16 protein-coding genes are annotated in these 20,198 nt (G+C 66.7%); 13 read left to right on the forward strand and 3 right to left on the reverse strand.

Annotation, left to right across the window (positions count from 1 at the left end; translation table 11 throughout):
• Positions 1-2: 2 nt before the first annotated feature.
• From LNV23_RS08200 to LNV23_RS08215, 4 genes are all read left to right on the forward strand, one after another.
• Complete coding sequence (locus LNV23_RS08200) at positions 3-1,178, forward strand: acetyl-CoA C-acyltransferase (RefSeq protein WP_263562529.1); 1,176 nt, start codon at positions 3-5, stop codon at positions 1,176-1,178.
• Positions 1,178-2,989 (forward strand): acyl-CoA dehydrogenase, encoded by a 1,812-nt coding sequence (locus LNV23_RS08205; RefSeq protein ID WP_263562530.1) that lies wholly within the window; start codon positions 1,178-1,180, stop codon positions 2,987-2,989. Before LNV23_RS08200 ends, LNV23_RS08205 begins: the two co-directional genes overlap by 1 nt.
• Positions 2,990-3,009: 20 nt before the next feature.
• Positions 3,010-3,249, forward strand: a complete 240-nt coding sequence (locus LNV23_RS08210) for a hypothetical protein (RefSeq protein WP_263562531.1) — start codon at positions 3,010-3,012, stop codon at positions 3,247-3,249.
• An 83-nt stretch (positions 3,250-3,332) separates the two neighbouring features.
• Positions 3,333-3,782 (forward strand): PaaI family thioesterase, encoded by a 450-nt coding sequence (locus LNV23_RS08215; protein ID WP_263562532.1) that lies wholly within the window; start codon positions 3,333-3,335, stop codon positions 3,780-3,782.
• Here LNV23_RS08215 and LNV23_RS08220 read toward each other — a convergent pair whose 3' ends face one another.
• Both LNV23_RS08220 and LNV23_RS23965 read right to left on the reverse strand, forming a co-directional pair.
• Positions 3,783-4,676 (reverse strand): transporter substrate-binding domain-containing protein, encoded by an 894-nt coding sequence (locus LNV23_RS08220; protein WP_263562533.1) that lies wholly within the window; start codon positions 4,674-4,676, stop codon positions 3,783-3,785. It abuts the gene before it with no gap.
• Entirely contained in the window at positions 4,673-6,226 is a 1,554-nt protein-coding gene (locus tag LNV23_RS23965) for a methyl-accepting chemotaxis protein (protein ID WP_318023214.1), read from the reverse strand. Before LNV23_RS23965 ends, LNV23_RS08220 begins: the two co-directional genes overlap by 4 nt.
• Before the next feature lie 255 nt (positions 6,227-6,481).
• Here LNV23_RS23965 and LNV23_RS08235 point away from each other — a divergent pair, with 255 nt between their 5' ends.
• From LNV23_RS08235 to LNV23_RS08255, 5 genes are all read left to right on the forward strand, one after another.
• Positions 6,482-7,498, forward strand: coding sequence for an NADP-dependent oxidoreductase (locus LNV23_RS08235; protein WP_263562534.1), 1,017 nt, complete (start codon positions 6,482-6,484; stop codon positions 7,496-7,498).
• Complete coding sequence (locus LNV23_RS08240) at positions 7,498-7,983, forward strand: GNAT family N-acetyltransferase (RefSeq protein ID WP_263562535.1); 486 nt, start codon at positions 7,498-7,500, stop codon at positions 7,981-7,983. Before LNV23_RS08235 ends, LNV23_RS08240 begins: the two co-directional genes overlap by 1 nt.
• A gap of 66 nt (positions 7,984-8,049) precedes the next feature.
• Positions 8,050-9,348, forward strand: a complete 1,299-nt coding sequence (locus tag LNV23_RS08245) for a BaiN/RdsA family NAD(P)/FAD-dependent oxidoreductase (RefSeq protein WP_263562536.1) — start codon at positions 8,050-8,052, stop codon at positions 9,346-9,348.
• Positions 9,349-9,489: 141 nt separating this feature from the next.
• Positions 9,490-12,141, forward strand: a complete 2,652-nt coding sequence (locus LNV23_RS08250; RefSeq protein WP_263562537.1) for a phosphocholine-specific phospholipase C — start codon at positions 9,490-9,492, stop codon at positions 12,139-12,141.
• A gap of 23 nt (positions 12,142-12,164) precedes the next feature.
• Positions 12,165-12,827, forward strand: a complete 663-nt coding sequence (locus LNV23_RS08255) for a cohesin domain-containing protein (protein ID WP_263562538.1) — start codon at positions 12,165-12,167, stop codon at positions 12,825-12,827.
• Here LNV23_RS08255 and LNV23_RS08260 read toward each other — a convergent pair.
• Positions 12,815-13,624: a MipA/OmpV family protein gene (locus LNV23_RS08260; protein WP_263562539.1), complete on the reverse strand. Its 810-nt coding sequence runs from the start codon at positions 13,622-13,624 to the stop codon at positions 12,815-12,817. The genes LNV23_RS08255 and LNV23_RS08260 overlap by 13 nt on opposite strands.
• Before the next feature lie 219 nt (positions 13,625-13,843).
• On the opposite strand from LNV23_RS08260, the gene LNV23_RS08265 reads away from it, so the two are divergent.
• From LNV23_RS08265 to LNV23_RS08280, 4 genes are all read left to right on the forward strand, one after another.
• Positions 13,844-16,201 (forward strand): Tex family protein, encoded by a 2,358-nt coding sequence (locus LNV23_RS08265; protein WP_263562540.1) that lies wholly within the window; start codon positions 13,844-13,846, stop codon positions 16,199-16,201.
• 182 nt (positions 16,202-16,383) lie between these two features.
• Positions 16,384-18,576 (forward strand): TonB-dependent receptor plug domain-containing protein, encoded by a 2,193-nt coding sequence (locus LNV23_RS08270; RefSeq protein WP_263562541.1) that lies wholly within the window; start codon positions 16,384-16,386, stop codon positions 18,574-18,576.
• A gap of 19 nt (positions 18,577-18,595) precedes the next feature.
• Positions 18,596-19,687, forward strand: coding sequence for a patatin-like phospholipase family protein (locus LNV23_RS08275; protein ID WP_263562542.1), 1,092 nt, complete (start codon positions 18,596-18,598; stop codon positions 19,685-19,687).
• 108 nt (positions 19,688-19,795) lie between these two features.
• On the forward strand, positions 19,796-20,101 hold the full coding sequence (locus tag LNV23_RS08280; RefSeq protein WP_263562543.1) for a glycine zipper 2TM domain-containing protein: 306 nt from the start codon (positions 19,796-19,798) through the stop codon (positions 20,099-20,101).
• Positions 20,102-20,198: the final 97 nt, after the last annotated feature.

Consider the following 20,198-nt stretch of genomic DNA (forward strand, 5'->3'; position numbering starts at 1 on the left):
CCATGAGCCACGCCCTGATTGTGTCCACCGCCCGCACCCCTCTGGCCAAGAGCTGGAAGGGCGCTTTCAACATGACTCACGGTGCCACCCTGGGTGGCCATGTGGTGCAGGCCGCCGTGGCCCGCGCCGGCCTCGCGCCCGAGCGGGTCGAGGATGTGCTGATGGGTTGCGCCTTTCCCGAGGGCACGACCGGCGGCAATATCGCCCGCCAGATCGCCTTGCGCGCCGGCCTGCCGGTCAGCGTCAGCGGCATGACGGTCAACCGCTTTTGCTCCAGCGGCCTGCAAAGCATTGCCCTGGCGGCCCAGCGCATCATGGCCGGCGAGGGCGAGGTGTTTGTCGCCGGCGGGGTCGAGAGCATCTCCTGCGTGCAAAACGAGATGAACCGCCACATGGCGCAGGAGCCCTGGCTGCAACAGCACAAGCCCGAGCTCTACTGGAGCATGTTGCAGACGGCCGAAACCGTGGCTCAGCGCTATGGCATCAGCCGCGAGCGCATGGACCAGTACGGCGCGCAAAGCCAGCAGCGCGCCTGCGCCGCCGAGGCGGCCGAGCGCTTTGCCGAGGAAATCGCCCCCATCACCGTGCAGATGGGCGTGGCCGACAAGCTGCGCGGCCTGAGCACGCGTGAAGTGACGGTCAGCCATGACGAAGGCCTGCGCGAAGGCACGACGTTTGAGGGCATCAAGGACCTGCGCAGCGCGCTGCCTGGCGGCTTGGTTTCGGCCGGCAATGCCAGCCAGTTCTCGGACGGCGCGGGCGCCTGCGTGCTGGTCAGCGAGGCCCTGGCCGCGCGCGAAGGCCTGCAGCCCCTGGGCCGCTTCCTCGGCTTTGCGGTGGCCGGCTGTGAGCCCGACGAAATGGGCATCGGCCCGGTCTTCGCCGTGCCCAAGGTCTTGCAGCGCCTGGGCCTGACGGTGGACGACATCGACCTCTGGGAGCTGAACGAGGCCTTTGCCGTGCAGGTGCTGTACTGCGCCGATCGGCTGGGCATTCCGCAGGAGCGGCTCAATGTCAACGGCGGCGCGATTGCCCTGGGCCATCCCTACGGTGTCTCAGGCCAGCGCATGACGGGCCACGCTCTGCTGGAAGGCCGGCGCCGTGGCGCCAAGCGCATCTGCGTGACCATGTGCATCGGCGGCGGCATGGGTGCGGCCGGCGTCTTCGAGGTGCTGTGATGGCTTTGCGCGCCACCCTGGACTTTCTGCTGCGCGACTGGCTGCAGGTCCAGTCGCTGAGCGAGCGGCCGCGCTTTGCCGAGCATTCGCTGGAGGGCTATGCCGCCGTGCTGGACAGCTGCGAGCGCATCGCCGCCGAGCAGTTCGCGCCGGCCAACCGCGCCTGCGATGCCGAGGAGCCGCGCTTCGACGGCGAGCGCGTGATCCTGCCGGCCTCCACCAAGCAGGCGCTGGACGCCTACATCGCCTCCGGCATGCTGGCCGCCTCGCAGGACGAGGCCCAGGGCGGCCTGCAGCTGCCCTGCGTGATCGAGACCGCTGCCCATGCTTTTTTCCAGAAGGCCAGCGTGGGCATCAGCGGCTATGCCTTGCTGACCGTGGGCAATGCCAACCTGCTGCTGGCCCATGGCAGCGAGCGCCAGCGCGCCGTGTTCGCCCAGCCGCAGCTTCAGGGCCGCTGGTTCGGCACCATGTGCTTGAGCGAGCCGCAGGCGGGCTCCTCCCTGTCCGACATTCAGACCCGGGCTGTGCCCGATGGCGAGGGCTTTGAACTGGACCCTCTGGGCCCGCGCTACCGCCTGCGCGGCCACAAGATGTGGATCTCGGCCGGCGAGCATGAGCTGAGCGAGAATATTGTCCACCTGGTGCTGGCCAAGATCCCCGATGCGCAAGGCCGTCTGGTGCCGGGCGCGCGCGGCATCTCGCTCTTCATCGTGCCCAAGCATGGCGTCGATGCCGAAGGCCGCCTGAACGGCCAGCGTAACGCGGTGGCCCTGGCCGGCCTCAACCACAAGCTGGGTTTCCGCGGCACCAGCAACTGCCTGCTGAATTTTGGCGAAGGCGGGGCAGGGGCCATCGGCTATCTGGTCGGCCAGCCCGGCGAGGGCCTGCGCTGCATGTTCCACATGATGAACGAGGCGCGCATCGGCGTGGGCCTGGCCGCCACCATGCTGGGCTATGCCGGTTTTGAAGCCAGCCTGGCCTATGCCCGCCAGCGGCCGCAGGGTCGCAGCCTGGGAATGGGCGTCAAGGACGCGGCCCAGCCGCAGCAGCTGATCATCGAGCATGCCGACGTCAAGCGCATGCTGCTGGCGCAGAAGAGCTATGTCGAGGGCGCGCTGGCGCTGGAGCTGTTCTGCGCGCGCCTGGTCGATGAGCAAAAGACCGGGGCGCCGGAAGCGGCGGCCGAGGCGGCGCAGCTGCTGGAGGTCTTGATCCCCATCGCCAAGAGCTGGCCCAGCGAATGGTGTTTGGAGGCCAACAGCCTGGCCATCCAGGTGCTGGGCGGTGCTGGCTATACGCGCGATTTTCCGGTCGAGCAGTACTGGCGTGACAACCGCCTGAACATGATCCACGAGGGCACGCACGGCATCCACGGCCTGGACCTGCTGGGCCGCAAGGTGGTGCTGAACGGCGGCCAGGCCTTGCGCGTGCTGGCCGCGCGCATCAACCGCACGGTCGAGGCGGCCCTGCAGCGGCCGGCCCTGGCGGCCCAGGGCAATCAGCTGGCGGCCGCACTGGCTCAGCTGGGCCGGGCCAGCAAGGCCGCCTGGGCCACGGGCGAGCCCGAGGTCGCTCTGGCCAATGCCACACCGTATTTGCAGGCTTTTGGCCACGGGGTGCTGGCCTGGTTGTGGCTGGATGTCACACTGGCGCTGGACGATGCAGCGGTGAACTCGGACTTCGCGCAAGGCAAGCGCGCCGCCACCGCGTATTTCTATCGTTATGAGCTGCCCAAGATCGGCGCCTGGCTGGCCGTGGTTGAGAGCCGCGAGCCGCTGTGCCGCGAGATGCAGGATGGGTGGTTCTGAGCCGGGGAGGGCTCGCCCAGATGGAGGAGCAAGAAGACCATTCGGAGCGCCCGCCGCCGCGCTGGCTGGGCCATGTCGAGGCGCTGATCTGGGTCTTGATCTACGGCGGCCTGCTGGCCGTCATCCTGGGGGTGTTTTTGATGAAGCAGGGCCTGAGCGATGCCGAGCTGCTGGGCTGGATCCTGGCGATCAAAGGCGGTGTGGCCGTGCTGATCGGGGTGGTGATGATTTGGCTGCGGTCGAGGTGGGGTAAGTGGTGAGGGGGTGAACGGGTGAACGGGTGAGAATGCCGGGGTGAATTCACCGGTTCACCTGTTCACCCGTTCACTCATCTTCCACAGCCATGCCTCTTCAATTCCCCGTCCACATCCCTTTCGTCGAACAGCTGGGCCTGGAACTGCACAGCATGGGAGACGGCCAGGCCGAGCTGCGGGTGGATCTCTCCGAGGGGCACCTGAACAGCTGGGAGGTGGCCCATGGCGGCGTGCTCATGACCATGCTGGACGTGGCCATGGCCCATGCGGCGCGCAGCATCCACATGAAGGCCGAGGGCATGGGCCCGGGCGTGGTGACGGTGGAGATGAAGACCTCCTTCATGCGCCCTGGCGAAGGCGAGCTGCGTGCCCTGGGCAAGCTGCTGCACCGCTCCACCACCATGGCTTTCTGCGAAGGCTCCATCCTCGGCGAGGATGGCCAGCTGGTGGCTCACGCCACCGCCACGTTCAAGTACTTGCGCGCTTTGCCCACCCAGGGGCGAGCTTTGAAAGCCTTGCAGCGCCGCAGTAGCGAGTGATCAGGACTTGCGCCACAGCTGCGTGTCCACGGGCGGCAGGCCCTGAGGCAGGGGCTGCTCGATCTCGATGACGGTGCGTGAATCCAGTCGGGCCCGGCGGGCGATGGTCTGGAAATGCTGGAGGAAGAGCTGGTCGAAGCTGCCGTCGGCCTGGATGCGTTCCAGCCCTTTTTCAAAGCGCTGACGCAGCGCCAGCTTGTCAGCGCGGAACATGTAGTAGACCGGGAAGGGGTAGTGCAGGGCGATGCGCGGCTCGACCATCAATTGCTTGATCTCGGGGTTGGCCTCCAGTTCCGCCCAGGCCTCATGCAAGCCGCGGTGAAAGTAGTGGAAGCGCCCGCTTTGCAACATGGGCAGCAAGGCGCTGCCTTGCGCCACCCCGACCACCGGCAGGCCGTTGCGCTCGAACATGCCGAAGTCAGCCCATTGCCGCCCGAAACCTCCGGTCAACTGGCGCAGATCAGCCAAGCTGTTCACCTGCTCGAACAGGGCGCGGTCTTTCTTGTGAATCAGCAGCAGCCGGTAGCCCAGCATGCCTTTGTGCAAGTCGATCTTGATGCTGCTGAATTCTCGTAGCAGTTCCTCGCTGGGCGGCAGGTAGGCCAGATCGACCTGGCCCTGGCGCAAAAGACCCAAGCAGCGCTCTTGCGTGGGATCGGGGCCGTCAGCGTAGGCGCGCAGCTGCGAGCGTTCACCGGGTCGCTCGGTGCGCTCGAGGATCAGACGTGTCAAGGCCATGCGGTAGGCATAGCGTTGGGGGTCGGCCTGGCAGATGCGCAGCTCGGCCGCCTGGGCGGGGCGGGGCAGCAGCAGAAGGCCGACCCAGCACAGCAGGCCGGCCAGGGCTGTGACGCCACGCAGCCACGGCCCTGCGCGAAAGTTCAGGGCTCTCAACGAAGTTTGAACACCGCCACGGCCTGGACCAGCTGCGAGGCCTGCACGCGCAAGCTCTCGGCGGCCGCCGCGCTCTGCTCGACCAGGGCGGCGTTCTGCTGGGTCACCTTGTCCATCTGTGTGACCGCCTCGCCGACCTGGGCGATGCCCGAGCTTTGCTCGCTGCTGGCGGCACTGATCTCGCCGACGATGTCGCTGACGCGTTTGATGGCGCCGACGATCTCGGTCATGGTGGTGCCGGCGCGGTCCACCAGCATCGTGCCCTGCTCGACGCGCTCGACGCTGGCGCTGATCAGTGACTTGATCTCCTTGGCCGCATCGGCGCTGCGCTGGGCGAGGTTGCGCACCTCGCTGGCCACCACGGCAAAGCCGCGGCCTTGCTCTCCGGCCCGGGCGGCTTCCACGGCTGCATTCAGAGCCAGGATATTGGTCTGGAAGGCAATGCCGTCGATGACGCTGATGATGTCGGAGATCTTCTTCGAGCTGTCGTTGATGCCGCGCATGGTCTCGACCACCTCGCCCACCACATCACCGCCACGCGTGGCGATCTGCGAAGCGCCGAGCGCCAGCTGATTGGCCTGCTTGGCGTTGTCGGCGTTGTTGCGCACGGTCGAGCCCAGTTCGTCCATGGTGGCGGCGGTCTCTTCCAGGGCGCTGGCTTGCTCCTCGGTGCGTTGGCTGAGGTCGGCATTGCCCTGGGCAATCTCGCCCGCGCCAGTGGCCACGCTCTCGGAGTTGTCGCGCACATTCGCGACGATCTCCAGCAAGCGACTGCGCATGGCCTCCAGTGCTTGCAGCAGCTGTGAGGTTTCGTCGCGGCCCTCGTTGCGCAGGTCCACGGTCATATCGCCTTCGCTCATGCGCTGAGCGCCATCCATGGCCCGAGCCAGGGGCGCGGTGACATGGCGGCTGATGCCCAAGCCGAGGCCGATGCCGGCCATCACGCCCAGCACGATCAGTGCGATCGTGGTGTTGCGGCTGCTGGCGTAAAGCTCGTCATTGGCTTTGGACAAGGCCTTGGCTTCATCTTCCTTGAGCCGGGTCAGGCCGGTCAGAGTCTGGTCGACCAGCACGCCCTGAGGCGTCATGTCGGACTTGATGAACTTGATCGCATCGGTGGAGCCCGACAGCTCGGTCACGCCAATGCGCTTGATCATTTCCTGGGCCACCTGCTGGTCCTTGGCCCAATGGCTGCGCAGGGAGGCCAGCTCGGCCTTGCCCTTGTCTGTGACATAGAGCTTGCCGGCTTGATCGAGCAAATCGTTGCATTGCTTGCGCGATTCGTTCATCAGGCCGAGGGCACGCTCGCGTTCGGCCGCGTCGGTGGCCAGGATGGCGTCGCGCACGGCCACCACGGCCTGCAGGCGCCGCACATTGGCTTCCTTGGTCAGCGACAGACCGAGCAGCTCTTGCTCATAGAGCTTGGTGTCGGCATCGTTGATGCGCTTCATATTCATGATCGCGACCGTGCCAATGACGGCGCCGATCAGGGCGACCGCGGTGAATGCGCCCACCAATTTGGTGGAAATCTTGTAGTCAGACAGCTGCATAGAGTCTCCAACGTGAATGTGTCGAAATTCGGCCCTCTGGGTGGCCTGCTTCACTCCCACGGGTCTGTCTCTTGCCCCGTGGCCAGTGCAGGCGTGGCGGGGCCGGGTCCGAGCAAACGGTGACCTACCGGGTATCGGCTGCAGCACGACCGGCTTGAGGAGAGTTTGTGTCCGGCCCTTTTTGTCGCCTGTTTTGCACCGGGTGACCGCGGCCCATGGTGGAATCCGGAGCCAGTCAGTACAAGGAGTCCTTTCATGAGTTTCAACCGTCAAATCGTTTTGGCTTCGCGCCCCCAGGGTGAGGCGAGCTTGGACAACTTCCGCCTGGTCGAGCAGGCCCTGCCTGAGCTGGCCGAAGGCCAGGTGCTGGTGCGCAACCATTTCCTGAGCTTGGACCCCTATATGCGCGGCCGCATGAACGACAGCAAGAGCTACGCCGCACCTCAAGCCCTGGATGCCGTCATGTTGGGTGGCACCGCCGGCGAGGTGATCGCCTCGCGCAACCCCGCCTTCCAGGTCGGTGATTCGGTGGTGGGCATGGGTGGCTGGCAAGAGCATTTCGTGGTCGATGCCAACCAGCGCGGCGTGCTCAACAAGGTGGACACCCGCCACATTCCGCTGTCGGCCTATCTGGGCGCGGTCGGCATGCCCGGCGTGACCGCCTGGTACGGCCTGACCCAGATCATCCGTCCCAAGGCCGGCGAGACCGTGGTGGTCAGTGCGGCCAGCGGCGCCGTCGGTTCGGTGGTGGGCCAATTGGCCAAGGCGCGCGGTGCGCGGGCGGTTGGCCTGGCCGGCGGGGCGGAGAAATGCCGTTACGTGGTCGAGGAGTTGGGCTTCGATGCCTGCATCGACTACAAGCAGCACCCCGATTTGGCCTCGCTCTCGCAAGCGCTCAAGGCCGCCTGCCCGGACGGCATCGACGGCCACTTTGAGAACGTCGGCGGGCTCATCCTCGACGCCGTGCTGCTGCGCGCCAATGCCTTCAGCCGCGTCGCCATGTGCGGCATGATTTCTGGCTACAACGGCGAGCCCATCCCTCTGCAGTACCCGCAGCTCATCCTGACCAACCGCATGAAGGTCGAGGGTTTCATCGTCAGCGAGCACATGGAGCTCTGGCCTGAGGCGCTCAAGGAACTGGGTGGCCTGGTCGCCAGCGGCCGGCTCAAGTTCCGCGAGTCGGTGGCACAAGGCCTGGATGCGGCGCCCGAGGCCTTCCTCGGCCTGCTCAAGGGCCGCAATTTCGGCAAGCAGCTGGTGAAGCTGGTCTGATGGCGGCCGACTCCACCTTGCGCTGGCGCTGCCTGCCTTTCGAGGGCTTGAGCGTGCACGACTTGTATGCCGCCCTGGCCTTGCGCGCCCAGGTTTTTGTACTGGAGCAGGACTGCGTCTACCTGGATCTAGACGGCCATGACCCGGCGGTCTTGCACCTGCTGGGCCAGGACGAGGACAGCGGCGAGTTGCTGGCCTACGCCCGCCTGGTGCCGCCCGGCACCAAGGGCTCGGACCAGACTCAGCCCATGATTGGCCGGGTGGTCACCTCGCCGGCCGCACGCGGTCGGGGCGCGGGCCGGGCTCTGATGGAGCAGGCCTTGCACGGCTGTGCTGAGTACTGGCCGGGCCAAGCGGTGGAGATCCAGGCGCAGAGCTATTTGCGCGAGTTCTATGTCAGTCTGGGTTTTGTCGCCACGTCGGAGCCCTATCTGGACGATGACATTGAACATATCGACATGCGGCGGGAAGTCACACCGCCCTGAGGCCTAAAGCCGGTCCTGGCGGCGCGATCTGGCACACTCCCGGCCCAACTCCGAACTCGCCATTTCATGTCTGTATCCCCACTAGCCATCGATTCCCGCCATGCCGTCGTCATCGGCGGTGGACCCGCCGGGCTGATGGCCGCCGAGCGCCTGCGCGCGGCCGGCATGGTGGTCGATGTTTACGACGCCATGGCCTCGGTGGGGCGCAAGTTCCTGCTGGCCGGCAAGGGTGGCCTCAACCTCACCCATTCCGAGGACAGCCTGAGTTTTCGCAGCCGCTTTGCCGAACGCTGCGAGGAAGTCGGCACTTGGCTGGCTCACTTCGACGGCCCGGCCCTGCGCACTTGGGCGGCCGAGCTGGGCGTGGACACCTTCGTCGGGAGTTCCGGTCGGGTGTTCCCGGTGGACATGAAATCCGCGCCCTTGCTGCGCGCCTGGCTGGCCCGTTTGCGCAACAGCGGAGTGCGTTTTCACATGCGCCACCGCTGGCTGGGCTGGGACGAAGAGGGCTGTCTGCGCTTCGCTCACGGGGATGAGCAGCTGACCCTGCCGCACACCGGCGCCGTGGTGCTGGCCCTGGGCGGCGCGTCCTGGCCACAACTGGGCTCCAACGCTGGCTGGGTGCCGCTGCTGACCGCGCATGGGGTGGACATCGCCGGCCTGCGCGCCGCCAACTGCGGCTTCAATCTGGGCCTGGCCCGCGAGGGCCGGCCGCAGCCGGGCTGGTCGCCGCTGTTTGCCGATCGCTTTGCCGGCCAGCCGGTCAAGCCGGTGGCCCTGCATTTCCAGGGTCGCAGCGGCCGCCGCTTTGCCCGCCAGGGCGAGTTCGTCATCACCTCCAGCGGCGTCGAGGGCTCGCTGATTTACGCCGCCTCCAGCCTGCTGCGCGAAGAGATCGCCGAGTTCGGCGAGGCGGTGATGCATTTGGACCTGCTGCCCGATCGCAGCGACAGCTTTGTCATGGACGAAGTGGCCCGCCCGCGCGGCTCGCGTTCCATGTCCACGCACCTGAAAAGCCGCCTCGGTCTGGAAGGGCTGAAGGCCGGCTTGTTGTTCGAAGTCCTGAGCAAGGACGAGTATGCCGACCTAGCCACTCTGGCCCGCACCATCAAGCGCCTGCCGCTGCGCCTGGCCTCTACCCGGCCGATGGCCGAGGCCATCAGCACGGCCGGCGGCGTGCGCCTGGAAGAGCTGGACGAGCAGCTGATGATCAAGCGCCTGCAGGGCCTGTTCTGCGCTGGCGAGATGCTGGACTGGGAAGCGCCCACCGGCGGCTACCTGCTCACAGCCAGCATGGCCAGTGGCTGGGTGGCAGGTGAGGGCGCGGCGCGCCATCTGCAGCGCGGCGCGGGCATCGCGGTCTGACATTCGCACAGGGTTGCATGCGCATGGTCTGAATAGCTCATGCCACGCTGGATCGCCTGACATCGCGGGTTCTCAGAATCGGCGGTTTTCACCCCCGGCCGTGCGCGCTTTTTGGCTTGTGCGGTCGGCCTGGAGACCGCCATGAGCAGAACAATTCAAAACCCCTCCCGCCGCGGCTTTCTGGCCGCCGCTGCCGGTACTGCCGGCCTGGCCAGCACGCCCAGCTTTGCCCAGACCATCGCCCGCGCCCTGGCCACACCGGCCAGCCACGTCAGCGGCGGCCTCGGCGACATCGAGCATGTGGTCTTCCTGATGCAGGAAAACCGCTCCTTCGACCATTACTTCGGCTGCCTGGCCGGCGTGCGCGGCTTCAGCGATCCACGCGCCATCACCTTGCCCTCGGGCAAGCCGGTCTGGTTCCAGCCCAGCGGCAGCAGCCATGTGCTGCCCTACCACTACGACGTCAAGAACACCAACGCCTTGCACGTCGGCCTGGACCACCACTGGAAGGGCACCGAAGCCGCCTGGAAGGACTGGAACGCCTGGGTGCCCAAGAAGACATCCATGTCTCTCGGCTACTTCGACCGCGGCGATCTGCCCTTCTACTACGCCCTAGCCGATGCCTTCACCACCTGTGATGCCTACCACTGCTCGGTCTTCGGCCCCACCGACCCGAACCGTTTCTATGCCCTGAGCGGCCACACGGCCGGCTACGTCACCGGCATCCCCGACAGCCGGCTCTACAACGTCACCAACGGCACCTACAACGCCGACATCGCCAACGACAACCCCGCTGCCCAGGGCATCAGCTGGCAAAGCTATGCCGAGGTGCTGGAGGCGCAAGGCGTCAGCTGGAAGGTCTACCAGGAGTGGGACAACTACGGCGACAACTACCTGCAGTACTTCAAGAACTTCCGCGTCGACGCGGCCGGCCGCAAGCTGACGCCCGAATCGCCGCTGTACCAGAAGTGCCGCGCCATGGCCCCGGGCTCGAACGCCTCGAATGCCGCGCAAACCACCGGCCAGTGGTTGATCGATGACTTTGCCGCCGATGTGCGCGCCGGCCGCCTGCCGGCCGTGTCCTGGATCTGTGCGCCGACCGAGTACTGCGAGCATCCCTCGCCCACGCCCAATGCCGGCGAGAACTTCAGCGCCCGCCTGCTGGCCGCCCTGGTCGACAACCCTGAGGTCTGGGCCAAGACCGTGCTCATCATCACCTACGACGAGAACGATGGCTTCTTCGACCACATGCCCTCAAACGTGCCGCCCATGGACGCCGGCCGCGGCCGCAGCACGGTGGCCAACAGCCTGCAGGGCGAGGTCTACAACGGCAGCGAACCGATCGGCCTGGGCCCGCGCGTGCCGACCCTGGTGATCTCGCCCTGGAGCAAGGGCGGTCGCGTCAACTCCCAGCTCTTCGACCACACCTCGCAGATCCGTTTCCTTGAAGAATGGCTGGTGCAGGGCAAGGGCCTGCAGCGTGCGGCCGTGCAGTGCGCCAATATCTCGCCCTGGCGCCGTGCGGTGTGCGGTGACTTGCTCAGCGTCTTCAACTTCGACGAGCCGAACCAGACCTGGCCGGCCGGCGTGCCGCGCACGGCTGAGTACCCCAAGTACGAGGCCACTGCGCCGGCCTGGCCGCCGGCCACCCAGGTGCTGCCGCGCCAGGAGCAGGTGAGCACCGGCCAGCCGCGTCCGGCCTGCCCCATGCCCTACCGTGCCGAGGTGGATGGCGCCGTGCAGGGCACGGCCCGCCAGTTCGCTTTGAGCTTCGGCAATGGCGGCACGGTGGCTGAGCCCTTCATCGTCTACTCCGCCCTGCGCAGCGACGGCCCCTGGCACTACACCCTGGCCGCCGGCTCGCGCGTCGAGCGCGAGGTCTGGAACTGGAGCGGCGACCGCTACCAGCTCAAGGTCCATGGCCAGAACGGTTTTGTGCGCGAGTTCAGCGGTGCGCTGGGCAGCGCAGCGCGCCAGTTGGAGGTGAGCCTGCGCGAAGAGCCGGCCAGCCGCAGCGTGCGCCTGCAGTTCAGCAACACCAGCAGCCAGGTCTTGCGCCTCCAGTTGGTGGATCTGGCCTATGGCCAAGGCAAGCTGCTGGAGCTGACGCTGCAGCCGCAGCAAAGCCACAGCGAGACGCGCAGCGTGGATGCCAGCCGCGGCTGGTACGACCTGGGCGTGACACTGGAAGGCGAGAGTCTGTACTGGCGCCGCCTGGCCGGCCATGTCGAAGGCGCAGGCCTGGACTACACCGACCCCGTGCTCAACGGCCTGGCCCTGGCCCAGGACTCGCCGCCGGTGCTGGTGCCGACGCCGCCGCCGGTCAACCCGGTGCGCTTCAACGCCTCGGCCAGCGTCTCCCGCATCGGCGACAGCATCAATCTGAGCTGGCAGGGCCTGCCGGCCGGCAACAAGCATTGGCTGGGCTTCTACCGCAAGGGCATGGTGCCCGGTGGTCCGGGCTCGCTGAAGTGGAACTATGTGGCCGCGCCGGCCGGCGGCCAGAGCTTCAGCCTTGCTGGCTTCCCTGAGGGCGAGTACTTCTTCGGCCTGTTCCTGAACGATGGCTACGAAGAAGCGGCCCCGCGCCTGAACCTGCACTTGCTCAAACGCGGCGACATCAACGGCGACGGCCGCATCGACGCCGCCGACCGCGAGGCCCAGCGCGCTGCCATGGGCGCTTGCGTCGGCGACAGCCGCTACCAGCCCCTGGCGAATTTCGACGCGGACAACTGCATCACCCAGGCCGACTACCGCGCCTGGTTCGACATCTTCCGCCAGCAGAAGCCCTGATCACCCAACGCAGGAACATGACCATGACACGCACACCGAGCACCTTCTTGAAATTCGGCGCCCCGAGCCTGGCGACCGCCCTGCTGGGCGCCGCCGGCCTCCTGGCTTCGTCTCTGGCTTCAGCCCAGACTTTCGCTGCCGGCGCGATCACGCCCACCGGCCTGCCGCTGGAGCCGCTTGTTCGGCTGGAATTGCCTGTTGAGGCGCAGCAGGGCCAGACCCTGAACGTGGCGATCCGCCTGGATCAACCCTTCGCCGGCCGTGCCGCCGACGATGTGTTTTTGTTCTACGGTTTCAAGCTTGACTTCGACCCCAGCCAGTTGCGCTTCAAGGGCTTTTCCGCAGCCGAAGGTTGGAGCGATGACAGCGGCTTTCTGCGCCCCGGCGAGATCGGTGCGTCGAACTTCCCGGGTGTCGCGGCAGCCGGTCAATCCTGGCTGAACCTGGGGGCGCTGCAGTTCGAGCTGCTGAGCGCGGGCGAGGCCTGGCTGCAGATCAGCGGCCCTGAGGGCAATCTCAATCTGGGCCTGGGCTATGCCCAAGCGGCGAACAATCTGCCCATCGACTGGCGCGGCAGCTTGCAGGTCAGCGCCGTGCCCGAGCCCGGCGCGCTGGTGATGACGCTGGCGGGCTTGCTGGGCCTGGGGCTGGTGCAGCGCCGCCGCGCGCAGGGTCAGAACAAGTAGCCGAAGGCCAGCAGCCCGTTGACGCTGGTTTTTTGGTGCGTCAGCGGGCTGTTCTTGGCATCGCCCTGCAGGGCGCTGACCGAGAGGCCGGCCGTCACGCTGCTGCGTGGGCTGAGGATGTGGGTCACTGAAGCATTGGCCCGCACATCGCGCAGGCCGGCGCCGACGGAGTAGGGCGCATAGCCGCTGCTCGCCGCCTGGGCCGCGCTGACGCCGAAGTAGGACTGCAGCGCCTCGCGGTTGGCCAGGGTCAGGGCGGCGCCCAGACCGAGGCGCCAACTCGCATCCAGCGGGATCTGGTGGGCCACGCCCAGGTCGATCAGCAGGCCCTTGCGATCCTGGCCGGAGCCATAGCGCAAGGAGCTGGTCAGGGCAAGGCTCTGGCTGGGGCTGTAATTGAAGAAGCCACCGATCTCGGGGCGGAACTCGATGTCGCCCATGCCGCGCAGGGCCGGCGAGCGGTCTTCATCGCGGCCGAAATCGGCCGTCAGGCGCAGGCCGTAGCTGAACTGGGCTTGCTTGGAGAAATTCAGGCCCAGGCCATTGCTGGTGCCGGCGAACCAGCCATTGCTCCATTGGTAGTCGAGGCTGGGCACCAGCATGGCCCGGCTTTTCTTCGAGCCCTGGTAGGCATGGCCGGCCAGCGCGACCAGGCCGATGCGGCCGCCGTCGCGCTCGGGGGCTGCGCCGTAAATGCGGGCGGTGTCAAAGGCCTGGGCCATGGCAGGGGTGGCGCTGAACAGGCCCAGACCAGCGATCAGGCAGGCGCTGGGCAGGTGACGGAGGGTGTGCATCATGGTGGCGGGTGGGCTGAGGTGGACAAGTGCGGCTTGCGCGCAGGCGGCCGCGTGGCGTGAAGCGCCTCGCAATATGGCGCAAATGTGTGACGCTTGCTGGAGCCGGCTGTTTGGGCCTAGGCCGGGCCAGTGAATCCCTGGGCGGTCCGGCCGCGCGGCTACCGCCGGGTCCCTGTGGCACACTCCGCCGCTTCCTGTTTTGACTGCCTCGCCGACGTTTTGGACAAGATCCTGCTTCAAATTGCCGCCGAACTGAGCGTTCGCCCGGCCCAGATCAACGCCGCTGTGGAGCTGCTCGATGGCGGCGCCACCGTGCCCTTCATCGCCCGCTACCGCAAGGAAGTGACCGACGGGCTGGACGACAGCCAGCTGCGTGATATCGAGGCCCGCCTGGCCTATCTGCGCGAGCTGGAAGACCGCCGCGCCGCCGTGCTCAAGAGCATCGAGGAGCAAGGCAAGCTCACGCCCGAGCTGCAGGCTGCCATCTTGGCCGCGCCGACCAAGCAGGAGCTGGAAGACCTCTACCTGCCTTACAAGCAAAAGCGCCGCACCAAGGGCATGATCGCCCGCGAAGCCGGCCTGGAGCCCCTGGCCGACAAGCTGTTTGCCGACCCCGGCCTGGACCCGATGACGGAGGCCGCCACCTTCGTCAACGCCGACGCCGGTTTTGCCGACGCGTTTGCAGTGTTGGACGGCGTGCGCGACCTGCTCTCCGAGCGTTGGGCCGAGGATGCCGTGCTGATCGGCAAGCTGCGCGAGTGGCTGTGGGCCGAGGGCTTGTTCAAGTCCAAGCTGATGGACGGCAAGGACGAGCAGAACCCCGATGTCGCCAAGTTCCGCGACTACTTCGACTACGACGAGCCGATCCGCACCGTTCCCTCGCACCGTGCGCTGGCCGTCTTCCGTGGCCGCACGCAGGAGATCCTGGACGCCAAGCTGGCGCTGGACGAAGAGGTGGTGGCCGGCCAACCGGGTTTGGCAGAGGGGCGTATCGCTCGCCACCTGGGCTGGACCATGGGCACACGCCCGGGCGACGCCCTGATTCGCAAGACCATCTCCTGGACCTGGAAGGTCAAGCTGTCCATGAGCTTGGAGCGTGATCTGTTCTCGCGCCTGCGCGAGGAAGCCGAGGCTGTGGCCATCAAGGTGTTTGCCGAAAACCTGCGCGACCTGCTGCTGGCCGCGCCAGCCGGCAAGCGTGTGGTCATGGGCCTGGACCCGGGCATCCGCACCGGCGTCAAGGTGGCCGTGGTCAGCGACACCGGCCGGGTGCTGGACACCTGCGCCGTGTTCCCGCACGAGCCGCGCAAGGACTGGGAAGGCTCGCTGCACACCCTGGGCCGCCTCTGCGCCACCCACGGCGTCAACCTGATCGCCATCGGCAATGGCACGGCCAGCCGCGAGACCGACAAGCTGGCCGGCGACTTGATCAAACGCATCCAGCAGCTGGCCCCGGGCACGCCCATCGACAAGGTGGTGGTCAGCGAGGCCGGCGCCTCGATCTATTCGGCCTCCGAGTTTGCCTCCAAGGAGCTGCCCGATCTGGACGTGACCCTGCGCGGCGCGGTGTCCATCGCCCGCCGCCTGCAGGACCCGCTGGCCGAGCTGGTCAAGATCGACCCCAAGAGCATCGGCGTCGGCCAGTACCAGCACGATGTCAACCAGAGCGCCATGGCCAAGACTCTGGACGCGGTGGTGGAAGACTGCGTGAACTCGGTCGGCGTGGACCTGAACACCGCCTCGGCCCCGCTGCTCTCGCGCGTGTCCGGCCTGTCCGGCACGGTAGCCGCGTCCATCGTGCGCTGGCGCGATGCCAACGGTGCCTTCAAGAGCCGCAAGCAGCTGCTCGATGTCGCCGGCCTTGGCCCCAAGACCTTCGAGCAATCGGCCGGCTTCCTGCGCATCCGCGATGGCGAGAACCCGCTGGATTTCTCGGGCGTGCATCCCGAAACCTACCCGGTGGTGGAGCGCATCCTCAAGGCCGTCAACAAGCCGGCGGCCGAGGTCATGGGCAAGAGCGATGTCATTCGGGCTCTCAAGCCTGAGGCCTTTGCCGATGAGAAATTCGGCGCGATCACGGTCAAGGACATCCTGACCGAGCTGGAAAAGCCAGGCCGTGACCCGCGCCCGGACTTCAAGGTCGCCCGTTTCAACGAAGGCGTGGACGACATCAAGGACCTGGTGGAGGGCATGGTGCTCGAAGGCACGGTGTCCAACGTCGCCCAGTTCGGCGCCTTCGTGGACCTGGGCGTGCATCAGGATGGCCTGGTGCACGTGAGCCAGTTGTCCAATAAATTCGTCACCGACGCCCGCGAGGTGGTCAAGACCGGCGACATCGTCAAGGTGAGGGTGTTGGAGGTGGACCTGGCGCGCAAGCGCGTGTCGCTGACCATGAAGCTCGACGCGCCGACGCCGCGTGCCGGCAGCAAGCCGGACAACAGCTACCGCCCGGCAGGGCGCAACGAGCGCATGGGCTCGGGCGGCGGCCGAGCCGGGCAGGGCGCTGCACGCGCGCCCGAGCCGTCAGCGGGCGGCGCCATGGCGGCGGCTTTCGCCAAATTCAAGAAGCCGAGCTGAGGCCAGCGGGGCGGATGAGCGGTCGGCCCGGCCGCCGTTGGCGCATCTGGGCCGCAAATCAGCCCCAACAAGTCGCGCTTGGTCGGCTGCAGGCAGACTGCGACACGCGGGCTCGTTAAGCTGCCGCCCTGTTGTCATGCTTGTCCCTGGAGTCCTCTTTGAATTCTCTGTCTCGCACTTCCGTGAATCGGGCCTGTCGCCTGCTGTTGGCGACCAGCGCCTTGTCCTTGAGCGCATCGATGGTGGCGGCGCAGGAAGGTTTGCCTGGCCTGGGTGACAACCGACCGGCGGCCGGCAACAAGCTGGAGCGGGTGGAGCTGACGTCCCGCCCGCAGAGCGACACCGATCTGCGTCGCAAGGCGCCGGTGGCCAAGCAGGTCTACGGCCGCGAGGAAATGGACAAGTTCGGCGACACCAATGTGGCCGACGTGCTCAAGCGCTTGCCTGGCGTCAATATGCAGGGCGGCGCCCCGCGCATGCGTGGCCTGGGCTCGGGCTACACCCTGATCCTGATCAACGGCGACCCGGCGCCCCCGGGCTTCGACATGAGCCAGCTCAGCCCCTCGCAGGTCGAGCGCATCGAAGTGACCAAGGCGCCCACGGCCGACCAGAGCGCGCAGGCTGTGGCTGGCGCCATCAACATCATCCTGAAGGACGCACCGCGCATCTCGCAGCGCGATTTGCGACTGGGCATCGGCTACAGCGCCGTGCACCCCACGCCCTCGGCCACCTTCACCTTGGGCGAGAAGATCGGTTCGGCAGCGGTGTCCGTGCCACTGTCCTTCTTCCAGTGGCGCGGTCAAAACGATGTGCAGAGCAGCCGCCACATGCCTGGCCGCGATGGTCTGGTGTCGGACAGCGTGCAGCAAGGTGAGCAGGCCAACTGGGGCCATGGGTTCAACTCAGCGCCACGCCTGAACTGGAAGATCAGCGACGAGGAAACGCTGACCCTGCAAGCCTTTTTGCAAAAAGGCTTCTGGAACAACCGCAGCAGCTACGAGCTCGTGTCGAGCAGTCCCAATGCGGTGCTCGATGACGACAGCCTGAGCCACGGCACCTGGCAGAACCTGCGCGGCAACGCGGTCTGGTCCAAGCGCTTCAATGACGAGCAGAAGCTGGAACTCAAGGGTGGCGTGCAGCATTCGCGCGGCACTTTCGACAACCAGACCTTTCTGCCAGCCAGCCAACTGCGCCGTGCGGTCGGTGACAACACCGACCGCGGTTTCACCCAGGCGGGCAAGTTCGGCCAGCTGCTGGGCGAGGACCACAGCCTGACTGTGGGCTGGGACCTGGAATGGCGCCGCCGCGAGGAAGACCGCACGGTCAGCGAAGCCGGCAAGCCCCAGCTGCCCGATTTCGACGGCCAGCCTTTTGGCGCCCGCATCACCCGCCAGGCCTTGTTTGTGCAGGACGAATGGGAGCTGTCGCCGCAATGGTCCACCTACCTGGGCCTGCGCAGCGAGCGCATCATCACCGAGAGCCGCGGCCTGGCCGAGCCGGTGCGCAATACCAGCACGGTGCTGACCCCGCTCTGGCACTTGAACTACAAGTTCGACCCCAAGGGCAAGGACTTGATTCGCGCCAGCCTGACTCGCAGCTACAAGGCGCCGGACCTGAATGCCTTGCTGGCCCGCCCCAGTTTGAGCAGCTTGTTCACCGACACCAGCAAGCCCAACACCGAGATCTCGCCAGACCGCGAAGGCAACCCGCTGCTCAAGCCCGAGTTGGCCACCGGCCTGGACGTGGCCTACGAGAAATACTTGACCGGCGGCGGCATGCTCAGCGTCGGCGTGTTCCACCGCAAGGTCAACGACCTGGTCCGCAACGTCACCAGCCTGTCGTCCGTCTCATGGGCCAGCGTGCCGCGTTATGTCTCGCGCCCGACCAATTTCTCCAAGGCCCAGACCACCGGCCTGGAGCTGGAAATCAAGGGTCGCGCCGGTGAGCTGATGCCCGATTGGTTTGACGCCAAGACCGCCCTCAATCTGCGTGCGTCGTTGAGCTACTACAAGTCCAAGGTCGACGCCTTGCCAGGCCCGGACAACCGCCTGGATGGCCAGCAGCCCTGGTCCGGCAACCTGGGTTTCGACTATCGCTTCAGCGATCTGCCCCTGGTCACCGGCGCCAGCCTGGCCTACACCCCGGGCTATGCGACCCAGCAGACCCTGAGTCAGACGGTTGAACAGTCCCGCTCGCGCGCGCTGGACATGTTTGCCCAGTGGACCTTCAGCAAGACCTTGTCCATGCGCGTGTCGGCCAACAATCTGGCGCCGCTCGATGCTGAATCGCAAACCTTGCTCAGCAGCGGCTATGGCAGCGGCAATGTGCGCAAGGGTCGTAGCTTCTTCGGTATCAATCTGGAGATGAAGCTCTGATGCAGGAACTGCGCCGCCGATGAGCACCCCAGCGCTGCAGATCTTCGCCGGCCCGAGGGTCCGCGCTCGCTTGGCCGAGCGTGGCCTGCGGCCTGAGGATGTGCGCGTGGTGCCGGCCGCGGCTGGTGGTCCCAAAGGCTTGATCCTCGGCCCACTGGACCAGTTTCTGTTCGGTGACTGGTTGCTGCGCGGCGAGCAAGAAGTGCACTTGATCGGGGCCTCGATCGGCGCATGGCGCATCGCCACAGCCTGCCTCAGCGCCGACGCGGCCGAGACGCAAGCCGAATTTGCCCGCCTGTCCCATGAATATGTGCACCAGCACTACGACAGCGAGCCGGGCAAGCCGCCCAGCGCCGCCTCGGTGTCGGCCTCTTTCGCGGCCAAGCTCGACGAGGTCTTTGGCGGGCGCGAGGCGGCCGTGCTCAGCCATCCGCGCTGGCGCCTGCACATACTGACCTCACGTGGCCGTGGCTTGCTGCTGAGCCGGGAAGGGCGGCTGCGCACGCCTTTGGGCTATGCCGGCGCCTTCGCGGCCAATGCCCTGGCTCGACCGGTGATGGGACGGTGGCTGGAGCGGGTGCTGTTCTCGGATGCGCGCACGCCGCTGCCCCTGCCTTTGGCGGACTACCCGAGTCAGCAGGTGGCTTTGGATGCGGCCAACTTCCAGCCCAGCCTGCTGGCGAGTTGTTCCATTCCCTTTTGGTTGAAGGCGGTGCAAGACATACCTGGCGCACCGCGCGGCGCCTACTGGGACGGTGGCATCACCGACTACCACTTGCATCTGAACTACGCCGCCATGGCGGGCGAGGGCCTGGTGCTCTACCCACATTTCCAGCGCCAGGTGGTGCCGGGCTGGCTGGACAAGGCCTGGAAGCGCCGCCACGGCGCGACGCCGTTTCTCGACAATGTGGTCCTGCTGGCGCCGCATCCCGACTGGGTGCGCAGCCTGCCGCGCGCCAAGCTGCCCGACCGCTCGGACTTCCAGCACTTTGGCGACGATGCCCCTGGTCGGGCCCGGGTCTGGCTGCAGGCGATTGCCGAAAGCCAGCGCCTGCGCGACGAATTTGCCCAGGCTTGCGCTGCGTCCAGCGTGCAGGCTCTGCCGCTGTGAAGCGGGCCGCACTGAACTCCCGGCACTTGTAAGCATTCGCAAGCGCGGCCAACCGCGGAGCAGGCACCGGCGTTGCAGATGAACTCAATCCATCTGGAGTGATTTCATATGTCGCCTCGCTCTGTCTTCCGTCTGGTGCTGCGTGCTGCGCTCATGCTCGGTCTGGCGTTCAGCCTCAGTGCCTGTATCGTCCTGCCGCCGCGTCATGGCGGCGGATATCACCATCACCATGGCTACGAAGGGCGCGGCTACGGCCCGGCGCGTGGAGTCGGCCTGGTGACTGGGGGTGTGGTCGGGGCTGTGGTCGGCCACGAACTGGCGCGCGGGGAGGATCCTGCCTTGGGCATGGCCGTGGGTGCCGTCGCCGGCGCGGTCATTGGCCACGAGATCGAACGCTCGCAGCGTCGGCGCTGATTCCTTGGCTACAATCGAGATCTCTTCAACGAACAAGGGCGAGAAAGGCACGATGGTTATGACACCGCGAACTACGACCACACCTCCACAGGTTTAG

Source organism: Kinneretia sp. DJ1R-11, from assembly GCF_025717595.1.
Taxonomy (GTDB): Bacteria; Pseudomonadota; Gammaproteobacteria; order Burkholderiales; family Burkholderiaceae_C; genus Paucibacter_A.